The sequence below is a fragment of the Micromonospora sp. NBC_01796 genome (genome assembly GCF_035917455.1).
GTDB lineage: Bacteria > Actinomycetota > Actinomycetes > Mycobacteriales > Micromonosporaceae > Micromonospora_G.
In genome coordinates, this window is record NZ_CP109078.1 from 8,514,814 (window position 1) to 8,536,000 (window position 21,187).

Annotated in this window: 19 protein-coding genes and 1 tRNA gene; 9 read left to right on the plus strand and 11 right to left on the minus strand. The window is 70.0% G+C overall.

The features are described 5' to 3' along the window. Window positions 1-530 precede the first annotated feature (530 nt). The 3 genes from OIE47_RS37750 to OIE47_RS37760 all read right to left on the minus strand — a co-directional run bounded on the left by OIE47_RS37750 (window position 531) and on the right by OIE47_RS37760 (window position 4,449). Window positions 531-1,982, minus strand: a complete 1,452-nt coding sequence (locus OIE47_RS37750) for an endo-1,4-beta-xylanase (protein ID WP_326559349.1) — start codon at window positions 1,980-1,982, stop codon at window positions 531-533. Between the two features lie 756 nt (window positions 1,983-2,738). Next, complete coding sequence (locus tag OIE47_RS37755; protein ID WP_326559350.1) at window positions 2,739-3,761, minus strand: sensor histidine kinase; 1,023 nt, start codon at window positions 3,759-3,761, stop codon at window positions 2,739-2,741. Beyond that, the gene (locus tag OIE47_RS37760; protein ID WP_326559351.1) at window positions 3,754-4,449 is read right to left on the minus strand and encodes a response regulator transcription factor; all 696 of its coding nucleotides are present in this window, start codon (window positions 4,447-4,449) and stop codon (window positions 3,754-3,756) included. The genes OIE47_RS37755 and OIE47_RS37760 overlap by 8 nt, the downstream gene beginning before the upstream one ends. Before the next feature lie 161 nt (window positions 4,450-4,610). Here OIE47_RS37760 and OIE47_RS37765 point away from each other — a divergent pair, with 161 nt between their 5' ends. Next, entirely contained in the window at window positions 4,611-5,690 is a 1,080-nt protein-coding gene (locus tag OIE47_RS37765; RefSeq protein WP_326559352.1) for an NAD-dependent epimerase/dehydratase family protein, read from the plus strand. On the opposite strand, the gene OIE47_RS37770 is transcribed toward OIE47_RS37765, so the two are convergent. Next, window positions 5,662-7,026 carry a hypothetical protein gene (locus tag OIE47_RS37770; RefSeq protein WP_326559353.1) on the minus strand — a complete coding sequence of 455 codons (1,365 nt, stop codon included), beginning with the start codon at window positions 7,024-7,026 and terminating at the stop codon, window positions 5,662-5,664. The two genes, OIE47_RS37765 and OIE47_RS37770, sit on opposite strands and share 29 nt — an antisense overlap. Before the next feature lie 148 nt (window positions 7,027-7,174). On the opposite strand from OIE47_RS37770, the gene OIE47_RS37775 reads away from it, so the two are divergent. From OIE47_RS37775 to OIE47_RS37805, 7 genes are all read left to right on the plus strand, one after another. Continuing rightward, window positions 7,175-7,852, plus strand: coding sequence for a glycosyltransferase family 2 protein (locus OIE47_RS37775; RefSeq protein ID WP_326559354.1), 678 nt, complete (start codon window positions 7,175-7,177; stop codon window positions 7,850-7,852). Further along, window positions 7,849-8,529 (plus strand): TIGR04282 family arsenosugar biosynthesis glycosyltransferase, encoded by a 681-nt coding sequence (locus OIE47_RS37780; protein WP_326559355.1) that lies wholly within the window; start codon window positions 7,849-7,851, stop codon window positions 8,527-8,529. The genes OIE47_RS37775 and OIE47_RS37780 overlap by 4 nt, the downstream gene beginning before the upstream one ends. Further along, on the plus strand, window positions 8,526-9,242 hold the full coding sequence (locus OIE47_RS37785) for a methyltransferase domain-containing protein (RefSeq protein WP_442792030.1): 717 nt from the start codon (window positions 8,526-8,528) through the stop codon (window positions 9,240-9,242). The genes OIE47_RS37780 and OIE47_RS37785 overlap by 4 nt, the downstream gene beginning before the upstream one ends. Next, the gene (locus tag OIE47_RS37790) at window positions 9,239-10,408 is read left to right on the plus strand and encodes a molybdopterin-dependent oxidoreductase (protein WP_326559356.1); all 1,170 of its coding nucleotides are present in this window, start codon (window positions 9,239-9,241) and stop codon (window positions 10,406-10,408) included. The genes OIE47_RS37785 and OIE47_RS37790 overlap by 4 nt, the downstream gene beginning before the upstream one ends. Further along, window positions 10,405-10,863, plus strand: coding sequence for a hypothetical protein (locus tag OIE47_RS37795; protein ID WP_326559357.1), 459 nt, complete (start codon window positions 10,405-10,407; stop codon window positions 10,861-10,863). Before OIE47_RS37790 ends, OIE47_RS37795 begins: the two co-directional genes overlap by 4 nt. 138 nt (window positions 10,864-11,001) lie before the next feature. Beyond that, on the plus strand, window positions 11,002-11,388 hold the full coding sequence (locus OIE47_RS37800) for a Mur ligase family protein (protein ID WP_326559358.1): 387 nt from the start codon (window positions 11,002-11,004) through the stop codon (window positions 11,386-11,388). A 38-nt stretch (window positions 11,389-11,426) separates the two neighbouring features. Further along, window positions 11,427-11,654, plus strand: a complete 228-nt coding sequence (locus tag OIE47_RS37805; protein WP_326559359.1) for a preprotein translocase YidC — start codon at window positions 11,427-11,429, stop codon at window positions 11,652-11,654. Window positions 11,655-12,162: 508 nt separating this feature from the next. Here the strand turns inward: OIE47_RS37805 and OIE47_RS37810 are convergent. Beyond that, window positions 12,163-14,511, minus strand: a complete 2,349-nt coding sequence (locus OIE47_RS37810) for a serine/threonine protein kinase (RefSeq protein ID WP_326559360.1) — start codon at window positions 14,509-14,511, stop codon at window positions 12,163-12,165. 244 nt (window positions 14,512-14,755) lie between these two features. On the opposite strand from OIE47_RS37810, the gene OIE47_RS37815 reads away from it, so the two are divergent. Beyond that, window positions 14,756-15,271 carry an NADAR domain-containing protein gene (locus OIE47_RS37815; protein WP_326559361.1) on the plus strand — a complete coding sequence of 172 codons (516 nt, stop codon included), beginning with the start codon at window positions 14,756-14,758 and terminating at the stop codon, window positions 15,269-15,271. Window positions 15,272-15,716: 445 nt separating this feature from the next. Here the strand turns inward: OIE47_RS37815 and OIE47_RS37820 are convergent, their stop codons facing one another. The 6 genes from OIE47_RS37820 to cmk form a co-directional block, all read right to left on the minus strand. After that, a complete protein-coding gene (locus OIE47_RS37820; RefSeq protein WP_326559362.1) occupies window positions 15,717-16,961 on the minus strand; it encodes an IS701 family transposase in 1,245 nt (414 codons plus the stop codon). Between the two features lie 167 nt (window positions 16,962-17,128). Next, entirely contained in the window at window positions 17,129-17,926 is a 798-nt protein-coding gene (locus OIE47_RS37825; RefSeq protein WP_326559363.1) for an NADPH-dependent oxidoreductase, read from the minus strand. Next, complete coding sequence (locus tag OIE47_RS37830) at window positions 17,926-18,150, minus strand: hypothetical protein (protein ID WP_326559364.1); 225 nt, start codon at window positions 18,148-18,150, stop codon at window positions 17,926-17,928. Before OIE47_RS37830 ends, OIE47_RS37825 begins: the two co-directional genes overlap by 1 nt. Window positions 18,151-18,267: 117 nt before the next feature. After that, window positions 18,268-18,341, minus strand: a tRNA-Pro gene (locus OIE47_RS37835). A 210-nt stretch (window positions 18,342-18,551) separates the two neighbouring features. Next, a complete protein-coding gene (gene der / locus OIE47_RS37840) occupies window positions 18,552-19,952 on the minus strand; it encodes a ribosome biogenesis GTPase Der (RefSeq protein ID WP_326559365.1) in 1,401 nt (466 codons plus the stop codon). 64 nt (window positions 19,953-20,016) lie between these two features. Then, entirely contained in the window at window positions 20,017-20,697 is a 681-nt protein-coding gene (cmk, locus tag OIE47_RS37845; protein ID WP_326559366.1) for a (d)CMP kinase, read from the minus strand. Window positions 20,698-21,187: the final 490 nt, after the last annotated feature.

The following is a 21,187-nucleotide window of genomic DNA, read 5'->3' on the forward strand; positions in this document are numbered from 1 at the left end:
GTGCCCTTCGCTCCCGCACCAAAAAATAGCATGTTATCGATAACATGCTCAACCGGCCGAGTGGGGCGAGAGATGCTGCAGCAGGCCATCAGCCCCTGCCCGCGCGACCGCACCGTTCGCGGGCATCCGGGATGACCTAGCCCGGCAGGGCGACCAGGTGACCGTCACCAACGCCAGCTACAACGACTTGCCGCGGGAGCATCCCCCACCGTGGGCCACATCGGCAGCACCGCCGGCGGCAGCCGATCACCGACCAACCTGAGCTGTACGGTCGCATGACGGTCGCGGCGGCCCGCCCCATCGGGGCGGGCCGCCATCCCACCATCCGCCCCGACAGCTTCCAGCCGGATGCTGGCCTCCGCGAGCGCCATGATCAGCTGCAGTGGGGCGACCAGCACCGCCGGTGGCGGGACGGATGCCGCCCGCACCACCGGAGTGCTGGCCCAGCGGATGTACCCGCTGCCGGAGCCGGGTTTGATCCCTGCTACAGGACCTGCAACCGGCGGAGACCGATGGTCATGGTCCGGTCGTTATCCGATGCGGACCAGTTGCCACTGTTGGTTGTTGCCACCCCAGTCCGTGTACTGAACGATGTTCCCCCCATCAGCGGTGGACGCTGCCTGCACCTCGACGGCTTTGCCGCTGTTGCGGTTGATCAGTCGCACGTAACCACCGGTGGATTCGGCGAGCCGGAACTGCTGGTTCGTACCGTTGCCGTCGCTCCATTGGACGATCGCCGCGGAGTCCGAGGTGGAGAAGTTGTAGACGTCCAGCACCTTGCCGGAGTGTCGGGACTTCAGCCGGTAGTAGCCACCACCCGAGTCCACGAACTGCCACTGCTGGTTCACCCCGTTGTTCCGGGCCCACTGCGTGATTCGCGCACCGTCAGTCGTCGCCTGGTTGTACACGTCCAGCGCCTTGCCGCTGTTCCGATTCACCAACACATACCAGGCGCTGGTGTCCACCGGGGAACCCGGCGTGTTGGAGCCGGCGTTGAGGGCGTCGAGGACGGAGGTGTACGCCGCCTTCTTGTTACCCGACCGATCGAAAAGCAGGGCGTTGTCGGTGCCGCGCCAGGAGTCGCTGTCGCGTACGCCCCACACCGTGATGCCGGTGCAGCGCGAGACGGCCAGGCAGGCGCGGGTGACCGAACCGAAGATGTTGGCCTGGTTGCCGCCGGTCATCACGTCCAGCTCGGTGATCTGCACGTCGACGCCCAGGTCAGCGAAACGCTGCAGATTCGCCTGATAGTCCCCCGCCAGCGAGGTGCCCAGGTGCGACTGGAAACCCACGCAGTCGATCGGCACGCCACGGGACTTGAAGTCCCGAACCATGTTGTAGATGCCGGTCGACTTCGCGTTGATCCCGTCGGTGTTGTAGTCGTTGTAACACAACTTCGCACCCGGGTCGGCCGCCCGCGCGGCACGGAACGCCGCCTCGATCCAGTCGTTGCCGGTACGCTGCAGATTCGAGTCACGTCGCCCGCCGCTGCCCCCGTCGGCGAACGCCTCGTTCACCACGTCCCAGGCGTAGATCTTGCCCCGGAAATGGGTCGCTACCTGGGTCACGTGGTTGATCGCAGCGTTGCGCAGCGCACTGCCGGACATGCCCTGCGCCCAACCCGGCTGCTGCGCGTGCCAGAGCAGGGCATGACCCCGCACGCTCATGCCGTTCGCCTGCGCGTGACTGACCAGACGATCACCGCCGGTGTAGGTGAAACGGCCCTGCTGAGGCTCCGTGGCGTCCCATTTCATCTCGTTCTCGGCCACGACGCTGTTGAACTCGCTGTTGAGGATGCCGACGTACTGGCTGTCGGAGAGCTTGCCCGTCGCGACGGCGGCACCGAAGTATCGGCCCTTCTCGGCCGCCGCCGCCTTCAGGGTCGTGCCAGCAGTGGCCGCAGAGGCCAGCGTCACCGTCATGCCCGCGGTCAGTGCGACCGCGAGTGTTGCCGTCGCTAGCAGACTTTTCCTGGGTTTCATCTCGATCCTTCTCACTGGTGGCATCGATGGTGGCGAGGTGCTGTTTCCGCTCAGGACCAACCGTTCGGGGCGGCCGACACCGGCTCGGCCGAGGAATCCGGGACGGTCATCCTCGGCCGCACCGCACCGTCGCAGAAGTCCGGCAGGCTGTCCCCGGCACAGCCGGGAGTCCTGAGGCGACGTCCGCATGCCCTGGGGGACGTCATGATCCGAGGCGCGACCTGTCGGGCTCGCCCGGTGAGCCACAGGTGCCGTCAACCTCTATATCGAGAGTGAGCGATAACATGTTCTTCGTCAAGACGTAACGAACCGTCCACACCAATCCCCCGAATCACATCGATGCACCCAGGACGGCCTCGCCCACCTACCGTCGGCTCCCGCAGGCCAACCACCGATGAGCCGCACCACCTCGACGCCAAGGATCTGACGACGGTCTTGTTATCGCTCACAGCTGATGCCGACACCGACGTCGACGGCGTACCGGACGGCCTACGAGGTCCCCGGCCGGCTGGGCTGAACGCCCCTCGACACTTGCCCGTTCGAGGGTGACGGTCGGGCGCACGCTCCGACGTGGAGCGCACCTCGCCTCGGTGCCGGACGTGGCACCCGACTGGCCGGGAACCTTGCCACGCTCCTCGTCGCCGCCGCGCTGACGGTTGGTGGCGCGTTCGGCTACGAGCGCCGCGACCTGCGGGGGTGACCCGTCCACGGTCCCAGCGTTGCCGGTGCGGGTGACACCCCCGGGCGTTGACCTCGTCAGGCGGCAGTCAACCGGACCACGAACTGGCAGCCCTCGGCGGTGTTGCGCACCTCGACCCGACCTCCGTGGGCCTCGACCAGCCCGTGGACGATGGCCAGGCCGAGTCCGCCGGAGGCGTCACCGTTGCCGTTACCCGGTCCGGGGGTGCGTGCCGGTTCGCCTCGGAACGCGACGTCGAACAGCCGGGGAAGGTCGGCCGGGGGGATGCCGCCGCAGGTGTCGGCCACCGACAGCCAGGCGTGGTCCCGCTCGCGGCCCGCCTCGATCCGCACCGTTCCGTCTTCCGGGGTGTAGCGGACAGCGTTGAGCAGCAGGTTGGCCACCACCCGGGCCAGTTCCGGTTCGCTCCCGGCAACCGTCGGCCACCCCGACTCGCTGGCGACCAGCTTGATCCGGCGGGCTGCGGCGAGCGGGATGGTGCTCGCCAGGGCGTCCGAGACCACCTCGCCGAGCGGCACCGCCGTCAACGACAACCGCAGCGCCCCGGCGTTGATCCGGGACAGCTCGAACAGGTCGTCAACGAGGCGGGTCATCCGGTCGGTCTCCAGTCGGATCCGGCGGTGGTACTCCTCGACCGTGTCCGGGTCGTGGACCACCCGGTCCTCCAACGCCTCGGCCATCGCGCGGAGTCCCGCGAGTGGGGTCCGCAGGTCATGGGAGACCCAGGCGACCAGGTCGCGGCGGCCCTTCTCCAGCTGCCGCTCCCGCTCGCGGGCCTGATCACTCCAGACCGCGGCGAGCGCCAACCGGCGGCCGAAGTGCCCGCCGACGACAAGGCTGACCACCGCCGCCGCCGCGACGGTGATCAGGACCACTTCCAGGTCGTGCGGGGAGAGGAACATCGCCTCCGCGACCGCCATAACCCCGACGACGACCGCCACCACCGTGGTGGTGAGCAGCACGCTGAGGTGCACGGCGATCGAACTGCGCCGCAGTACGCGCAGCAGGAGCGCGCCGGCGAGTCCGATGGCAAGGGCCGCACCGAGGGAGATCGCGAAGATCAGCAGCAGGTCACGCATCGGCCGGCTCGTACCGGTAGCCGACGCCCCAGACTGTGACGATCCGCCGCGGATCGGCCGGGTTGTCCTCGATCTTTTCCCGTAGCCGGCGTACGTGCACGGTCACGGTCGACTGGTCGCCGAAGTTCCAGCCCCAGACCTGCTCGAGCAGTTCGGCCCGTCCGAACACCCGGGACGGATGCCGCAGCAGGTGGACGAGTAGGTCGAATTCACGCAGGGTCAGGGCGAGTTCCGTACCGGCAAGGCGAGCGGTTCGGGACGTGGTACGCACCACGAGGCCGCCGTCGGTGATCGTCTCCGGTCGCTCGGCCGGCGGCTCGCTGCCGGCGCGACGGAGCACCGAACGGACCCGCAGGACCAGTTCCCGAGGGGAAAAGGGCTTGGTCAGGTAATCGTCCGCACCGAGTTGCAGCCCGAGGATCCGGTCGGACTCGTCGCCGCGTGCGGTCAGCATGATGATCGGTACGCCGTCCGGCCGGGCCCGCAGTTCCCGGCACACCTGCAGGCCGTTGATCCGGGGAAGCATCAGATCGAGGACAACCAGGTGCGGCGCCTGCTGGGCAACCGCCGCCAGTGCCGACTCCCCGTCGGCCGCGTGGGTCACCTGGAAGCCGTCGTGTTCGAGGTAACGACAGATGACGTCGCTGACCGTCCGGTCGTCGTCGACCACCAGCACCCGCTGTGTCACGAACGTCCCCCGGTCCGGCCCGTCGACCTGTCCGCCCGCGTGTCCATCGGCCCAGCGTAGCCAGGCACCGGGGTCCGACCTCGTCGGCGAAACCTAACGAGGTTCTTACGGCTGGGCCGGCCACCGGGTGTGGGCGTACGCGGGGTCATACGGTGACCGGAATGCGGATACTTGTCACTGGTGCGGCCGGGTTCATCGGCTCGCACGTCGCCGACCTGCTCGACGAACACGGGCACGAGGTGGTGGCCCTGGACGCGTTGCTGCCGGAGGCGCACGGGGCGACGCCACCGCCCCGGGCGAGGCGGCACGATCTCGTGGTCGGCGACGTACGCGACGCCGACCTGCTGACCCGGCTACTCGGCGGGGTCGACGCGGTCTGCCACCAGGCGGCCATGGTCGGCCACGGCATCGATCCGGCGGACGCCCCCCGGTACGCCGCCCACAACGACCTCGGCACGGCCACCCTGCTCGCGGCGATGCACGCCACCGGGGTACGCCGCCTGGTGCTGGCGAGTTCGATGGTGGTCTACGGCGAGGGCCGTTACCACTGCACCACGCACGGGGTCGTCCGGCCGGCCGCCCGCCGGGCCGCCGACCTGACAGAGGGCCGGTACGAGCCGCCCTGCCCCCGCTGCGGACAGATGCTCGCCCCCGGCCTGGTGTCGGAGGACGCACCGCTGGAACCGCGCAGCACGTACGCCGCCACAAAGCTGGCCCAGGAACACCTCGCCGGCGCCTGGGCCCGGCAGACCGGCGGCTCGGTCTGGGCGCTGCGCTACCACAACGTCTACGGTCCGCGAATGCCCCGCGACACCCCCTACGCGGGGGTCGCGTCGATCTTCCGGTCTGCCCTGGCCGCCGGGCAACCGCCCCGGGTCCTGGAGGACGGCCGGCAGCGGCGCGACTTCGTCCACGTGAGCGACATCGCGGCGGCCAATCTACTAGCGCTGACCACACCGGCACCGGACCCGCTGGTTGCGGTGAACGTCTGCTCGGGCGAGCCGCACACCGTCGGCGAACTCGCCCACGCGTTGGCCGAAGCGATGGGCGGCCCGATGCCGATCGTGGTCGGGGGCGGACGGGCAGCGGACGTACGGCACGTGGTCGCCGATCCGGCGCGGGCCACCCGGCTGCTCGGCTTCACCGCCCGGACCGGTTTCGTGGCCGGCGTCGCCGACTTCACCACCGCGGTGATGCGAGAGCCGGCAACGGTCAGGACACCGTCCACAGTAGATGGTTGACGGCGAGCGCGGTCGCGGCCTGGGCCGCCAGCCACCACCGCCGGTGGCCGGCGGGCAGGTGCGCGGTGGCGACCAGCAACCAGACGGCGAACGGTAGCCAGATCCGCTCCACCTCGGCCTTGCTGAGCGCGGACAGGTCCGCCGCGAGCACGGCCACCGCCGCCGCGATGGGCAACCACACGGTCGGTCCGGCGGATGCGAACCGTTGCCGGAGGGCCACCGTGACCGGCCGGCGCGGTGGTCGGATCGGTACGGCGGCCGCCGCCCGCCGCAGCGCCGGCCCGATCGCCGGGCCGGCCGAGAGCAGCAGGGCGGCCAGGTTGGCCCAGATCCAGTAGCCGTACGGGCGCTCCGCCGCCCACCCCTGGTAGTAGCGGCGTGCCACCAGGTGGTAACCGTCCAGCCACCAGAACCCGGACAGGGTGAACCCGGCGACAACCGCCCCCACGCCCGCCGCCGCGAGCAGCAACACGCCGAGGCGATCCCGGGCCCGGAGCAGCACCACGGTCAACGCGAGCAGCCCGACGAGGACGAACCCGTACGACAGGTAGAGCGCGAAGCCGAGAACCAGCCCGCCGAGTACGGCCAAGGCTCGGGCACCCACCGCCAGCAGCGCCAGCCCGGCCGCGACCACCGCGGCGAAGATCCCGTCGGCGGACGCGCCCACCCAGACCGCCCCCGGGAAGAGGATCAGGAACGGCCATACCGCCCGAGCGGCGTCCTCGGCGCCGAGGGCCCGCAGCGTCACCGGAACCGACACCGACACGGTGGCTCCGAGCAGCACGCAGGCGAGCCCGGCGGCGGTGCCGCCGCCCAGGCCGATCCGATCCAGCCAGACGAAGAGCAACAACGCGCCCGGTGGATGACCAGCGGTGTGGGTGGACCACGAATCGGGCTGGAAGTCGAGAATCCGGCCGGCGAAGCCGGACAGCATCACCCCGACGTCCGTCACCCGGGGCACCTCGTGCAGGTACTCGGCCTGCACGGTCAACCGCTCGGTCAACCCGGCCGACCAGCCGTCGACCAGGGCAAGCGACAGCGTCCAGAGCACCGAGGCGAGATAACCGCCGACCAGCAGCCGCGGCCAGGACGTGCCGGTCCCCCAACTCGTCCCGCGCCAGACGAACAGCACCGCGACGAGAAGTGCGACCGGGGTGCCGAGGCCCAGATGGGGTCCCCAGGCGGCGTAGAGCGGAGCGGCGTCGGCATAAAGGCGCACCCCCCGATGGTTGAGCAGCACGCCGACGGCGATGGCGGCGGCGAGCAGCGCCGCCTCGGCCGCGAGGACGATCAGATCGGCGGACCGGGAGCGTCCCGGCCGGGTCGTCGAAGTCATGATGACGGCCGACGTTACGACCTCCGACCAGGGATCCGACAGCCGATCGGCGACCACGTCAGGGACTCGTAAGATCCGCTGCCACGTAAGCGATCCGTAAGACGGAGCAGCCGTCCGAACGGCCCGTGGCGGGCCTAGCGTCCCCGGTATGCGGACAACGATCGACGTAGTGCTGCCCTGCCTGGACGAGGCAGCCGCACTCCCTGCCGTACTGAGCGGGCTGCCGTCCGGCTATCGGGCCGTGGTGGTCGACAACGGCTCCACCGACGGGTCACCCGAGGTCGCCGCGGCGTACGGTGCCCGGGTCGTCCACGAGCCGAGACGCGGGTACGGCGCCGCCGTACACACGGGCCTGCTGGCGGCCGACGCGGAACTCGTGTGCGTCCTCGACGCGGACGGCTCGTTCGACCCGGCCGAGTTGCCCGGGCTCGTCGCGGCGGTGCTCGACGGCCGGGCGGATCTCGCCGTCGGTCGCCGCCGGGCGGTCTCCGCCGACGCCTGGCCGTGGCACGCCCGTACCGGGAACGCGTTGGTCGCCGCGCTACTGCGGCGCCGGGGAGTGCCGGTGTACGACATCAGCCCGATCCGGGTGGCCCGCCGGGCGGCGCTGCTGCGGCTCGGTGTCGCCGATCGCGCGTTCGGCTACCCCCTGGAACTGCTGCTCCGCGCGGCGGGGGCGGGCTGGCGGATCCACGAGTTCGACGTGGCGTACGCACCGAGGGCCGCCGGCACCCGGTCGAAGGTCTCCGGGTCGGTCCGGGGCACGTTGCGGGCGACCCTGGACTTCGCCGGAGTGCTTCGCAGCGGCGTCGGCGGTGCCCGGTGAACGTCCTGCTGGTGGTTGCGAAGGCACCGGTCCCGGGGCTGGCGAAGACGCGCTTCTGCCCGCCGGCGACCCCCGCCCAGGCCGCCCGGGTCGCGGCGGCGGCACTGCTGGACACCCTCACGGCGGTGGACGCCACCGCGTCGACCACCCCGGTGCTGGCGTACACCGGGCGGCTGGTCGATGCCGAGTACGGCGCGGAGCTAACCGCCGCGCTTGCCGGCTGGCACCTCCTCCCCCAGCGGGGCGACACGTTCGCCGACCGCCTCACCAACGCGCACGCCGACGCCGGCGCGGCATTTCCCGGCCGACCGGTGCTGCAAATCGGCATGGACACCCCGCAGATCCGGCCCGCCGTGCTCACCGCCGCGCTCGGACGACTCGCCGAACACGACGCGGTGTTCGGGCCGGCGCTCGACGGCGGCTGGTGGGCACTCGGGCTGCGCGATCCGGCGTACGCGAGCGTGCTGCGCGGCGTACCCATGTCAACCGGCGACACCGGTCGACGGACCCTTGCCGCCCTTCGCCGGCGTGGTGTAGACCCGGTGATCCTGCCCGTCCTGCGTGACGTCGACGACTGGCCGACCGCGCTGGCGGTCGCGGCCGATCTACCCGGAACCCGGTTCGCGGACGAGGTCGGGTCGGTGGGCCGCCGGCTGGTGGGCGGGGGCCGGGCGTGATTCCTACGATCACCCTCGGCGGCGGCTTCGACGTCGTACTGGGCGGGCCCGACGATCGGCCCGCCAATCACGGCGAGTCCGGGACGCCGGTCGCCCTGTTGGCCCCCGAGCGGCACGAACACTGGCTCGTGCACGCCGACGGGCGCCGTGACCCGTTGCCGATACGGCGGTGGCACGGTCCGCCCGAACCGGCAATTCAGTCCGTCGCCGCACGATGCACCGGGCCCACGATCGACCTCGGCTGCGGGCCTGGCCGGCTCACCCTGGCGCTCGCCCAGCGTGGCCTGGTCGCACTGGGGGTGGACATCTCCGCCGAAGCGGTACGCCTGACCCGGAACCGGGGTGTGGCAGCCCTACGACGCGACGTCTTCGACCCACTTCCCGGTGAGGGAAGGTGGGCACACGCCCTGCTCGTCGACGGCAATATCGGCATCGGCGGCGACCCGGCCCGACTGCTCCGCCGGTGCGCCGCACTGATCGCGGCGGACGGGACGCTGGTGGTCGAGGTGGAGCCCCCGGGCGCCGGGCTGTCGCGGGGGCAGGCGTACGTCCTGTCCGGCTCGTTGCGCGAAGGGCAACAAGCCGGACCCGCGTTTCGCTGGGCGCGGGTCGGGGTGGAGGCACTGGATGCCACCGCCAACGCTGCCGGCTTCCGATCCGTGCACAGTTTCCGGTCCGGTCCGCGCTGGTTCGCCGAGTTGGTACGCCGATGATGCGCCGGCCGCGCGTACCCGCCCCCGAGGACTTCACCGCGCCGTCGCACTCACCGCTGGTCGCCGCCCGACTCGGCCTCTGGCTCGCGGTGGCGTTCGCGCTGTGCTTCGTCACCGGACTACTCAGCCACTACATCCAACACCCGCCGGGCTGGTTCACCTGGCCGACCCGACCGGTCAACCTCTACCGGATCACCCAGGGCATCCACGTGCTCTCCGGGGTCGCGGCGGTCCCGTTGCTGCTGGCCAAACTGTGGAGCGTCTACCCCCGGCTGTTCGCCCGTCCGCCGCTGCGCCAGCCGGTCCGGTTGCCCGGACACGCGCTCGAACGGCTCTCCATCCTGGTCCTGGTCTGCGCCGCGTTCTTCGAACTCGTCACCGGCCTGTTCAACGTCGCCCAGTCGTACCCGTGGGGGTTTTTCTTCCCGGCCGCGCACTACGCGGTCGCCTGGCTGGCGGTGGGCGCACTGCTGCTGCACATCGCAGTGAAGCTCCCGGTCGCCCGTGCGGCGCTGGCCAGGTCACTGCGGCAGACCACCGTGACAACCGGGGCCGCGGCCCCCGGACACGACGACCGGGACATGTCCGGGCGACGGGCTTTCCTGCGTACGTCGGTTGGCGCCGCCGGCATCGCCGTGCTCGCCACCGCCGGGGTCACCGTACCGTTCCTGCGCCGGGTGTCCCCGCTGGCCTGGCGCTCGGCCGCCGGGCCGCAGGGGATACCGATCAACCGTACGGCGGCTGCCGCCGGCATCGTCGTACCACCCAACTGGCGTCTGGAGATTGTCTGGCGGGGCGGGCAACACACCCTGTCTCTGGCCGACCTCGCGGCCCTGCCACAACACACAGCGGAACTGCCGATCGCGTGCGTCGAAGGGTGGAGCGCCTCCGCGCACTGGACCGGAGTGCCCATCGTCGACCTGCTCCGACGCGCAGGCGCGCCGACCGGCCGCCCGGTCCGGATCTCATCACTGGAAACCAACGGCCTGTATGCCGCGAGCACACTTCCGGCGGCCCACGCCAGCGATCCGCTGACCCTGCTCGCACTACGGATCAACGACGAGGAACTGTCCCCCGACCACGGCTACCCCTGCCGCCTCATCGCCCCGAGCCGACCGGGTGTCCTCCAGACCAAGTGGGTCGCCCGGCTGGAGGTACTGACGTGAGAACCGTCCGACTGCTACTGCTCGTGCTCGGCGCCGCCGCGGTCGCGTACGGCAGTTGGCTGCTCCTCCCCCAACTCGGCACCACTCTGCCGTGGCTGATCGGCGGCCCACTGCTGCACGATGCCCTGGCGGCACCGCTGATCGGGCTGGTCGGACTGGCGCTGGGCCGCCTGGTGACCGACCGGGTACGCCTGGCCTGGATCACCGCCGGCCTGATGGTCAGCGCGACGCTGGTACTGATCGCGGTGCCTCTGCTGTGGCGACCGCCGTCAGCACCGCCAAACCCCGGCCTGCCGGACCGTAACTACCCGCTGGGCCTCGCTGCCGCACTGGCCACCCTCTGGGCCGCCATCCTGATCGTCCTCTCGCCGTTGACGCACCGGAGGCCGCGCACAAACGAACAACCGCCCCGAGTGGTACGGCCGGGCACTCCCACCGACGACATCACCCGGTAGTCATGGCCCCGGGTGGCCGGGCCGGAAGGGGCCCACCGGAGGCCGAACCCGGCGGATCGACTTCGGCGATGCCCTGCATTCACCGATTCAGGGCGAGCTGGTCGAGGCGCTGCCCGCAGACGACGACGGCGGATCGCCGTGCTCAACGCCGACGACGCCCGCGCGGAGGGGATGGCTGCCCGAACGCGGGCGCGGGTCCTGACCTACGGGCTGAGCCCCAGCGCCGACGTGCGGGCCATCGACGTCAAGCTTGACGCGCAGGGGCGGCTCGGGTTCCGGCTCGTCGCCCGCGGTGCCGAGGCACGGGTCCGGCTGCGGATGCACGGAGAACACCAGGTCGGCGACGTCCTCGCCTCGGTGGCGGTCGGTCTCGGCTATCCCCTCGACGCGGTCGCGCAGGCCCTCTCCGATGCCGAGGCGCTGTCCCGTGACGCATGCACGGACGCACGCCGCTCGCGTACGCGAGCCGCAAGCCATCCTGGTTTGGCCGTACGCCGGATGTTTCGCCCCCGCGGTCCGGGGTAGGCGGCCCGAACGGACATCGGTGAACGCGGGAGGCGATCGTGGCATACCAGGCACGCGACGGTGAGCAGCCCGCACCCGCCGAGAACGATGCCGACCGGGTCGCACTGCCCCAGGCGACGGCGGACACCGACGTGCCGGCGCCGGACGACACCGACGAACAGCCGGACATCGTCACCGAAGACGACGGCGCGGGCATGGCCGGCGGATCCTCCGGCAGCAGCAGTGGCGGTTCCAGCATGCCGGGACATCCGGACGCGGCCGACTGACTTCTCGCACGGCAGGCCGCACGACCGAACCCGGCTCACATGGCGGCGGCGAGGACGGATTCGGCCACGGACGTGCGCGCGTAGAGCACCGAGCGGCCGGCGCGGTGGGCGCTGACGAGGCCCGCGTCGCGCAGCGCGCGCCATTCGACTCATCAGCGCCTCCTTCAGACCAGAAAGTGATCAAATTGGCGACAGCCTATGGGCGGCGGCTGGACGGCGGCTGGATTGCCGCTGGCACATGAACCGGGGCGGGGATCGTGGCCCAACGCGTAGCCGCGAAGCGGGCCAAGTCCGGAAGATCTTAGTAGCCCGATTCATCCAAAACCCCGCCGCTCGGCACGGGCGAGTTGAGCCACGATCAGGAGCTACCAAGTCGATCTGCATGTCGGGCAGCGCACGCGAGCAGTCGCCTCCGAGGCTGCCGCGCCTTGACGGTTGCAGAGAGCGCGCCGTGGGGGCGGATCGCCGACCCGGACGCGCTGGTGACCGGGACCGCGACGCAACCGGGTCAGGGGTTGTCAATCTTGGTCAGCGTGGTGACCTCGCCGTTGGTGGTGGTGACCGCGACCAGGCCGCCATCCTTCCCGGACAGCCACTTGGTGAAGTCGGACGCAGAGATGGAGTGACCGGCGCCGGCGTGCACCGAGACGATGCCGTCCCCGCCGCCGACGTTCCTCCACGACGTCAGTTTCGGCGCGGACCGGACCGGGATCGTCACCTTCGTGTGGCTCTCGACGATCTGGAACGGGTCGCTGCACCTGATATCGCTCGAGTCAATCTTGAACTGCTTGCAGTAGTCCGCACTGGCCATCACGAGCACCGGCTGAGCCACCGCGGAGTGCGCGACCGGGTCGTACGAGTAAAGCTCCACCATCGACTGACTGGAGCCAGTTGTCGGATCGGTGAATTGCGCCGGCTGACCCACCACCGGTGACCGGAAATCGACGTTCGCGAAGGCCACCGTGGCGTCCCCTTCGGTCGCGTCGTTAAGCGCCCCGAGCACGACCCGGCCCGCGACCAGCTGCGGGTCGGTGACCGGCATGCTCAGAGCGGGCGTGCCGTCGACCGTCACCTGGGCCGTGCCGTCGTGCACGGTGATGCCGGTCCGGTGCGTCTGCCCGACCTGGAACGCGCTCGAGGCGACCCGCTGCTCCGAATTGAACCCATTTCCCGAGCTCTCGTCGATCCCCAGCCGGATCTCGTTCTCGCAGAACGAGGCTACGTAGCCGTGCTGGTCGACGACCCGGAACCAGATCGCCGCGCAGGCGCCCTTGGTGACGATGCCGACGTCGGCCGCGATCGTCTGGTCGCCGGCGAACGAGTCCTGCGGCCCCTTGCACTGATAGAGGGTGGACATGTGTGTTGTCGCCAGCATCCGCCGGTCGAAGGTGCACCACCCGGCGGCGCTGTCGGCAGCCTGGTCGGCCTTCCACAGGCCCCGCCGGTCGAGTCGGTCGGACACCCCCGGCCCCTGGATCCGTGACGTGTCCGAGACGGCCACCGTCGACTTGGGCGCGGCCGACGCCGACGGCGACGTGCTGGGCACGACGGACGCCAGCGTCTCACCCGGCTCGTTGCGCGACAACGCGAATCCGATACCGGCACTCACGACGGTCGCGGCCACGGCCACGGCCACCAGGCGGCTCACCCGCCGACGAACGGGTGTGGCCGGCTCGCGTACGGCGGAAGGCCGCACCCGACCCGTGTGCTGGGCCGCCTCGGCGGCCTCGAGCAGCTCCGGCCGCTGGGCGAGCGCTCCCCCTGTTTCCGCCTCCAGCAGCAGATCGAGCAGTTGGTGTGCGGTCGGCCGCTCGGTCGGATCCTTGGCTAGCGTGCGGCCCACCAGGTCACGCAACGACCCGCCGAGCCCCGTCAGGTCGGGGGGCTGGGTCAGAATGCGAGCCGCCGTGGCGGCCGGGGAATCCGCCCAAAACGGGGTACGTCCGGTCGCCGCGTAAGCCACCACCACACCCCACGCGAACACGTCAGCCGCCGGCCCCACCGTACGATCCGAGTCGTTGTCGAACCGCTCCGGCGCCATGTACGCCACCGTGCCGACCATCTGGTCCGTCTTGGTATGCCGGCTGGTCGCCTCGAGCGCCCGCGCGATCCCGAAGTCGATCACCTTGGGCGTACCCAGCGAGAACAGCACGTTCTGCGGCTTCAGGTCCCGGTGGATGACCCCCACTCCATGGATCGCCGCCAGCGCCGTGGCCACCCCGACCGCCACGCTGTGCAGTGTGCCGCCGTCCAGCGGCCCTCGCTCCCGGATCACCTCGGAGAGACTCGGCCCGTCGACGTACTCGACCACCAGATACGGCGTTTCGTGATCCGGGTCGGCGTCGAGCACCGCCGCCGTGCAGAAGCCGGGCACCTCGCGGGCCCGGTTGACCTCGCTGCGGAAGCGCCCCCGGAACTCGGTGTCCCAGGCGTGCTCGGCCCGCAACATCTTGACCGCCACCAGCCGGCCATCCGGCGACCGTCCAAGGAAGACGGTGCCCATGCCGCCCTCGCCAAGACGACCGAGCAGCTCATAGTTACCAAGCCACCGCGGGTCGTTCGGCATCATTGGATAGGTCACACGCGGCAGGATACCGGCTTCCCGCTCGACCCCCTCGTCTCGATGCTCACGAGATGGCCTCCCATCAAACGAAGCAATCGCCCGTTGAGCGCCGTCCCGGCATCGTCGCCATAAGGAGCGCCGCCGACGGTCCGACGCACTACTTTCGGCACGAGCGCTCCCGCTGGCCGACCAAGACATCGAAAAGAGACCCCTCGCGTTCGCGCCTGGCGCGTCCGATCGTGGATGAGCGAGTGAAGGCCACGCGATCCCATCTACGCTCGCTGTACAGCGCAAGCAGGAAAGTCCCCTCGTCGCTGGCAAACTCGCGACGCAGAACCTCAAGTGCATCCACGAAGCGATCGTTGCAGGCATCACGCGGGTCCGACAGCCGCCAGCCCAGGAAGTTGGTAGTGCTCGACCGGGAAGGTTTACCGGGTCGGTGGCGCGCCGAAAGGCCGGGCCCGGCGAAGAATACTGGTTGCGGGGGCTAGGCCATGCCTGAGACGGTGCATGCTTCCGTAACACCCGTGAGGTTCCCGTGACGACTTACTTCTATGGCGCTGGCGAAGTCCCTTATGGATGCTTCTCTAACTTTTCCGATCACGGCTTCAACCTCGAAGGGGTCTGGTGGCCGACCTCGGAGCACTACTTCCAGGCGCAGAAATTCAAGGGCACTCGTCACGCGGATCTCGTCCGGCGTGCTCACACACCGATGCGGGCAGCGGAGCTGGGCCGTGACTCGTCAAAACCTCTGCGGAGGGACTGGGATCGGGTCAAGGACGACGTGATGCGCCGTGCGGTGGCAACCAAGTTCCGCGCGCACGCCGATATCCGTGACATTCTGTTGTCCACCGGTGACGAAGAGATCGTCGAAGACACGACCACCGATCACTACTGGGGTCGGGGCACGACCGGGAACGGCAAGAACATGCTCGGGCGGATTCTGGTGCTTACCCGTAGCCAGTTACGCGCCGAACTCGCCGAAGCTCTTGAGAGCGATGGCCGCCGCCCGAGCGGTGATCCGGGACATGTGGACGATGTGCCGCATGTGTAGGACGGCTCAGGCCACGGTCTTGGAGGCGGGGCGCTCTCCCCAGCGGATGCCCTTCTCGCTGTGAATGCGGGCACGGTCTCGGCGATGTGCGGCGAGTATGTCGGAGTGGCGGGCGTGGACGTTGCGCCACCGCAGGTAGGCGCGCAGCGCGCGGGTCTGCACGGTGTCATTAGGTGGTGGGAGTTGGCCTTCTTGATCACTTAATCGGCGTACTCGAAGAGGTTCTGCCACCCCGACAGCCTTGACCCCGCCGGGGCTCCACCGGGGACCCGGCCGGCGTGTCACTCAACCCGGCCAACGTTTGTGGTCAGGGCACTAGTAGTGCTTTGTCATGATCTGAGTGGGTGGTCGGGTTTCTTTGTGGGGAAACGGGTTTTGCAGGTGGGGCAGGCGCCGGCGAGGCGGACGAGTAGACGTTGTAGTCCACGGAGTACGACGTAGAGGCTCAGGCCGGCGTTGCTGCTTTTGGGTGGTGGAGGCGTTGCAGGGTGCAGAAGGCGTGGGCGGCGGAGACGAGGGTGACGTGGTGGTGCCAGCCTTGCCAGGTGCGTCCTTCGTAGTGGTCGAGGCCGAGTCCGGTTTTGAGTTCGCGGTAGTCGTGTTCGATGCGCCAGCGGAGTTTCGCCCAGCGGATGAGGGTGCGTTTCGGTGTGGTGGTGGGCAGGTTCGACAGCCAGTATTTGGTGGGTTCGTCGTGTCCGGTGGGCCATTCGGCGATCAGCCATGCCTCTGGCAGGTCCTGGCCGCGGTACTCGGTCAGAAGTACCCGTCCGGCGGGTCGGACTCGGAGGAACACGAATCTGGACTGCATCTTCACCGGTTTGCCGCCTCGGATGCGGGACCCGTTTCGCCAGGCCACGGTTCGGGCCTGCCCGTCGGTGAGGACGAGGTCTTTGACCGAGACGGTTGGTTGCCGGTACCGCTGGGTGGGTGGTTTACCGACGCCCTGGTAGGGCGGGGTGGTGCGGACGGTGTCGTGCCGGTGGACGCCGGTGTTGGTGGAGACCTGGACCACGTAGGGGATGTCCCGTTCGGTCAGGCCGTGGCGGAACTCGGCGGCGTCGCCGTATCCGGCGTCGGCCACGATCAGCGGCGCCCGTAGTCCCCACCCGGTGAGTTCGTCGATCATGTCCAACGCCAGACGCCATTTCTCCCGATGCCTGACCTTGTCCGGGATCCCGGCTCGGGTACGTCGCCGGTCCACGTCGGGGTCCGGGGAGGTGTCGGGGTCCCAGGCGGCGGGGAGGAACAGGCGCCAGTTCGCCGGGCAGGACGCGGTGTCGGTGACGAGGTTGACCGATACCCCGATCTGGCAGTTCGTGACCTTGCCCGCGGTGCCGGTGTATTGCCGGGCCACTGCGGGTGACGCGGATCCGCACTTGAGCCATCCGGTGTCGTCGACCGCCCACGCGAGGGGTCTGATCACGGTGTCCATCCGCTGGGCGAGTCGGGCTCGGACCGGGTTCACGTCCCACGGGCTGTTCGTCACGAAGTGGTTCAACGCCTGGTCGTGCACACCGTCGAGGCGGCCCGCCATCGGCTGGATCGATTTGCGCCGCCCGTCGATCATCAACCCTTGCAGGTACGAGGCGGCCCGGTCCTGCCACCCGACCCGGGTCAACGACCCGAAAACATCGCCCACGAAATCAGCCAGGTCATCACGAAGACGGCGCACCTCAACCTCGTCCATAGTGGTGTCAACGAGGCTGATTCACCTATCGCCACTACCTTTAACCAAAACATGACAAAGCACTACTAGGCACCGCACCCAACGACCGGGGCCGTACAGACCGCCCCGTTTCGCGGGCGGCTCTCGCGTCACGGCCGGCTCGGCAGCAGAGGCGGGTCAGACAGCCGTCACCGCGAACGCAGACCCAGCCGCTCCAGCGTCTCCCGCAACCGGTGCCGACCCGCCATCGACTCCGGACCCCTGAGCCGGCTCAGCACCCGGGTGCTCCAGTTGCCCGACAGCCCGAACCGGGTGTTGTAGGCGGACAGTCTCTCGTCGTAGGTGGCGATGTACGCGTCAGCAACGGCGGCGTCGTACCGCTCGTGATGGAGCACGGCGCCCTGCGGCAGCCGCGGCTTGATACCGGCCCGCTCAGAGGGGTCAGGAGAGCCGACGGCCAACCCGAACGTCGCCACCGTGTGCGGCGGCAGCCCCAACTCGGCCGCGACCTGTTCGGGATGGTTACGGATCGCGCCGACGAACACCGAGCCCAGCCCGAGCGACGCCGCGGCGACCACCGCGTTCTGGGCCGCCAGAGCGGTGTCGACGAAGCCGATAAGGGTGGTCTCCAGGTAGTCCGCAGCAGCGACTTCCGTCCCGGCCCGCTCGGCCAACCGACGGGCCCGGCCAAGGTCGGCGACCCAGATCAGGAACAGCGGCGCCTGCTCGACAAACGCCTGGTTGCCGGCAAGCGCGGCCAGCCGCGCCTTGCGCTCCGGATCGCGAACCGCCACCACACTCCAGGGCTGGAGGTTGGAGGAGGTCGGCGCGGACTGTGCTGCCGCGATCAGCGCGGTCAGCTCGTCGTCGGTGACCCCACGAGAGCCGAACGCACGTACCGAACGATGCGCGAGTTGCAGGCTGAGCACGTCGTTGACCATGCCGAGAGACACGGCAGGGTCGCCGTAACGGGCCGAGACGGACATCAGGCCGCGACCTCGTTCATCACTGACAGCAGCCGATTCGCGAACGGCACCCCGAAGCGCCCACGGCGCACGGGGCGACCCTGCTCCTTCTGAAACAAGCCCCGCTCCTGCAATATCGGCACCACCAGCCTGGAGAAATTCTTCAGGTCGACGATGATATCGGCCAGGGCCCCTGACAACCCATCCGCGGTGGCCGCCTCTCGACGAGTGATCCAGTTCCGCATGCCTCGTAAATCTGACCTGCGGTCAAGAAGCGCCAGCCACCGCCAACCTGACCGGCCCCGGTCCCCAGCACGACAAAAAGGGCTGACCCATACCTCGGATCAGCCCTTTGACCTGCGTCGGGACGGCCGGATTCGAACCGACGACCCCTTGACCCCCAGTCAAGTGCGCTACCAAACTGCGCCACGTCCCGTTGCTACCGCTTAGTTCTCGGTGCGACAGCCGCTACAGCGTAGCGCAGCCCTGTCGACCCTCGCGCACGCCCCCTAGCCGGTTCGCCGCCCCGTTCCCCACCCACACCCCCTACCGCATCCTAGGAAGATAGGTGGGTATCGGGGCCGGTGGGGCGAGACGAAGCAGGGCCGGGCTGTCCGCCCGGCCCTGCTGCGTCAGGCGTACGGGATCAGCCGTGAGCCTTGCCTCGGCCACCCGGGCCGAGCTTCTTGCGCGGCCGGACCGACACCTCGACCGGGCTGCCCTCGAAGCCGAACTCCTCGCGCAGCTTGCGCTCGACGAACCGCTGGTAACCCGCGTCCAGCGGACCGGTGGTGAACAGTACGAACCGTGGCGGCTTGGTGCCGGCCTGGGTGGCGAACAGCACCCGTGGGGCCCGTCCACCGCGTACGGGGTGCGGGGTGGCCTGCACCAGCGCGGTCAGCCACTGGTTGAGCTGACCGGTCGGCACCCGGGTCTCCCAGCTCGCCAGGGCGGTACGCAGCGCCGGCGCGAGCCGGTCCACGGCACGTCCCGTCTTCGCCGACACGTTGACCCGGATCGCCCACGGGATGCGTCGCAGTTCCCGCTCGATCTCCTTGTCCAGGTAGTACCGCCGGTCGGCGTCGACCAGGTCCCACTTGTTGAAGGCGATCACCAGAGCGCGGCCGGATTCGGTGACCATCGCCAGGACCCGCTGGTCCTGCTCGCTGATCGGCTCGGCGGAGTCCAGCAGGACCACGGCGACCTCGGCCGCCTCGATCGCCCCGGCGGTACGGAGACTGGCGTAGTACTCGGTGCCGCTGGCCTTGCCCACCCGCTTGCGCAGGCCGGCGGTGTCGACCAGTTGCCAGGTCTCGCCGCCGATCTCGACCAGGCTGTCCACCGGGTCGACGGTGGTTCCGGCCACCGCGTCGACCACCGCCCGGTCTTCCTTGGCCAGCCGGTTGAGCAGGCTGGACTTGCCGACGTTCGGCCGGCCCACCAAGGCGACCCGGCGGGGACCTCGGGGGCCGTTCTCGTTGATCGGCGGCGGGTCCGGCAACGCGTCGAGGATCGCGTCGAGCAGGTCACCGGCGCCCCGGCCGTGCAGGGCCGAGACCGGGAACGGTTCGCCGAGGCCGAGTGACCAGAGCGAGGTCGCCTCGACCTCGGTGGCGGCGTTGTCGACCTTGTTGGCGATCAGGATCACCGGCTTCGCGCTGCGCCGGAGCATGCGTACCGCCGCCTCGTCCACGTCGGTGGCACCGACCACCGCGTCGACCACGAACAGCACCACGTCGGCCGTCACGACCGCGATCTCCGCCTGGGCGGCGATGGCGGCGGCGCGATCCTTCGCGTCCGGTTCCCATCCACCGGTGTCGACCACCGTGAACTGCCGGCCGGACCACTGGGCGTCGTACGGCACCCGGTCCCGGGTCACGCCCGGTACGTCCTCGACGACCGCCTGGCGGCGCCCGATGATCCGGTTGACCAGGGTGGACTTGCCGACGTTGGGGCGACCCACGACCGCCACCACCGGTACCGGCCCGGTCTCTTCGACCTCGAGATCGGGCTCTTGCAGCTCGATCCAGCCATCGTCCGGGCTCATGCCACTGCCTCGTTCCGCTCGTTGACTCTGTTGGAGACGGCCCAGGGCCGATTGATCAGGGCGCTCACGCGTCCACCTTGCCGTCGAGCAGGTCACGCAGCCTGGTGACGACCTCGTCGATGTTCATGGCGGTGGTGTCGAGCACCACCGCGTCGTCGGCCTGTTGCAGCGGATCCGCCGCCCGGGTGGAGTCGAGCCGGTCCCGGCGGGCCAGGTCGGCGGCGGTGGCGCTGACGTCGGTGGCGTTCTCGGCGCTGCGTCGGCGGGCTCGGGCGTCGGCGGAGGCGGTGAGGTAGACCTTCAGGTCGGCGTCGGGTGCGACCACGGAACCGATGTCCCGGCCCTCGACCACGATCCGGTCGGCGGCCGAGATGATGCCGCGCTGCATGGCCACCAGGAGTTCCCGAACAGCGGGTACGGCGGAGACGGCGGACACGGCGGCGGTCACCTCCGGGCCCCGGATCTCCTGGTCGATCGCGGTCCCGTCCGCGCTCACCCATGGTGCGTCGGGCTCCACCCCGATCCCCAGGTCGACCTCACTGGCGATCTTGACCACGGCTTCGGCGTCGGCCGGGTCGACCTGGGCGCGCAGCACCGCCCAGGTGATCGCCCGGTACATCGCGCCGGTGTCGAGGTAGTGGGCGTCGAGCGCGCTCGCCAGCCGCCGGGAAACGGTGGACTTGCCTGAACCGGACGGGCCGTCCACGGCGACCACACATCGCCCGGTCCGTACCTTTTCCGCCACCGTTCCTCCTTCGCCAGTTCGGGGACGTACACGCCGTCTCGGGCCCGATCCAGTCGGCCCGTCGGGCGGATTTTCGTCCACTCGTCGTCGTCCATCATGCCCCGTCGGTCCGACCGGCCCGCGTGCGCCTCAGTAGGCGCGACGCAGACCACGCCGGGGAACCGTCCGCCGCTCCCCCGCCGGGCATCAACGAGCGTCTCGCCCCGGTCTGCCTGCATGCCGACCCGGCGAGGTCCGCCGTGGGTCACCCTGTCCCGAACCGACCCGGCTGTACGGATCAGCCACCGAACCCGCCCCCGGGCGGCCTCAACCACCGGTACGGCTCAAGCGCCTGAGTCTGCTCTGCGAGTCCGGCGGATCACCCCGCCCGTGCGGATCCCGCCGGGATTCGCGCCCCGGCACGATGCCCCGCACGCCGCGCACCTCGTGATGCGACGCCCACCCGACCAGAGGCGCGGCGGATGCCGTACCCGGGGGGTCGGGCGTCATG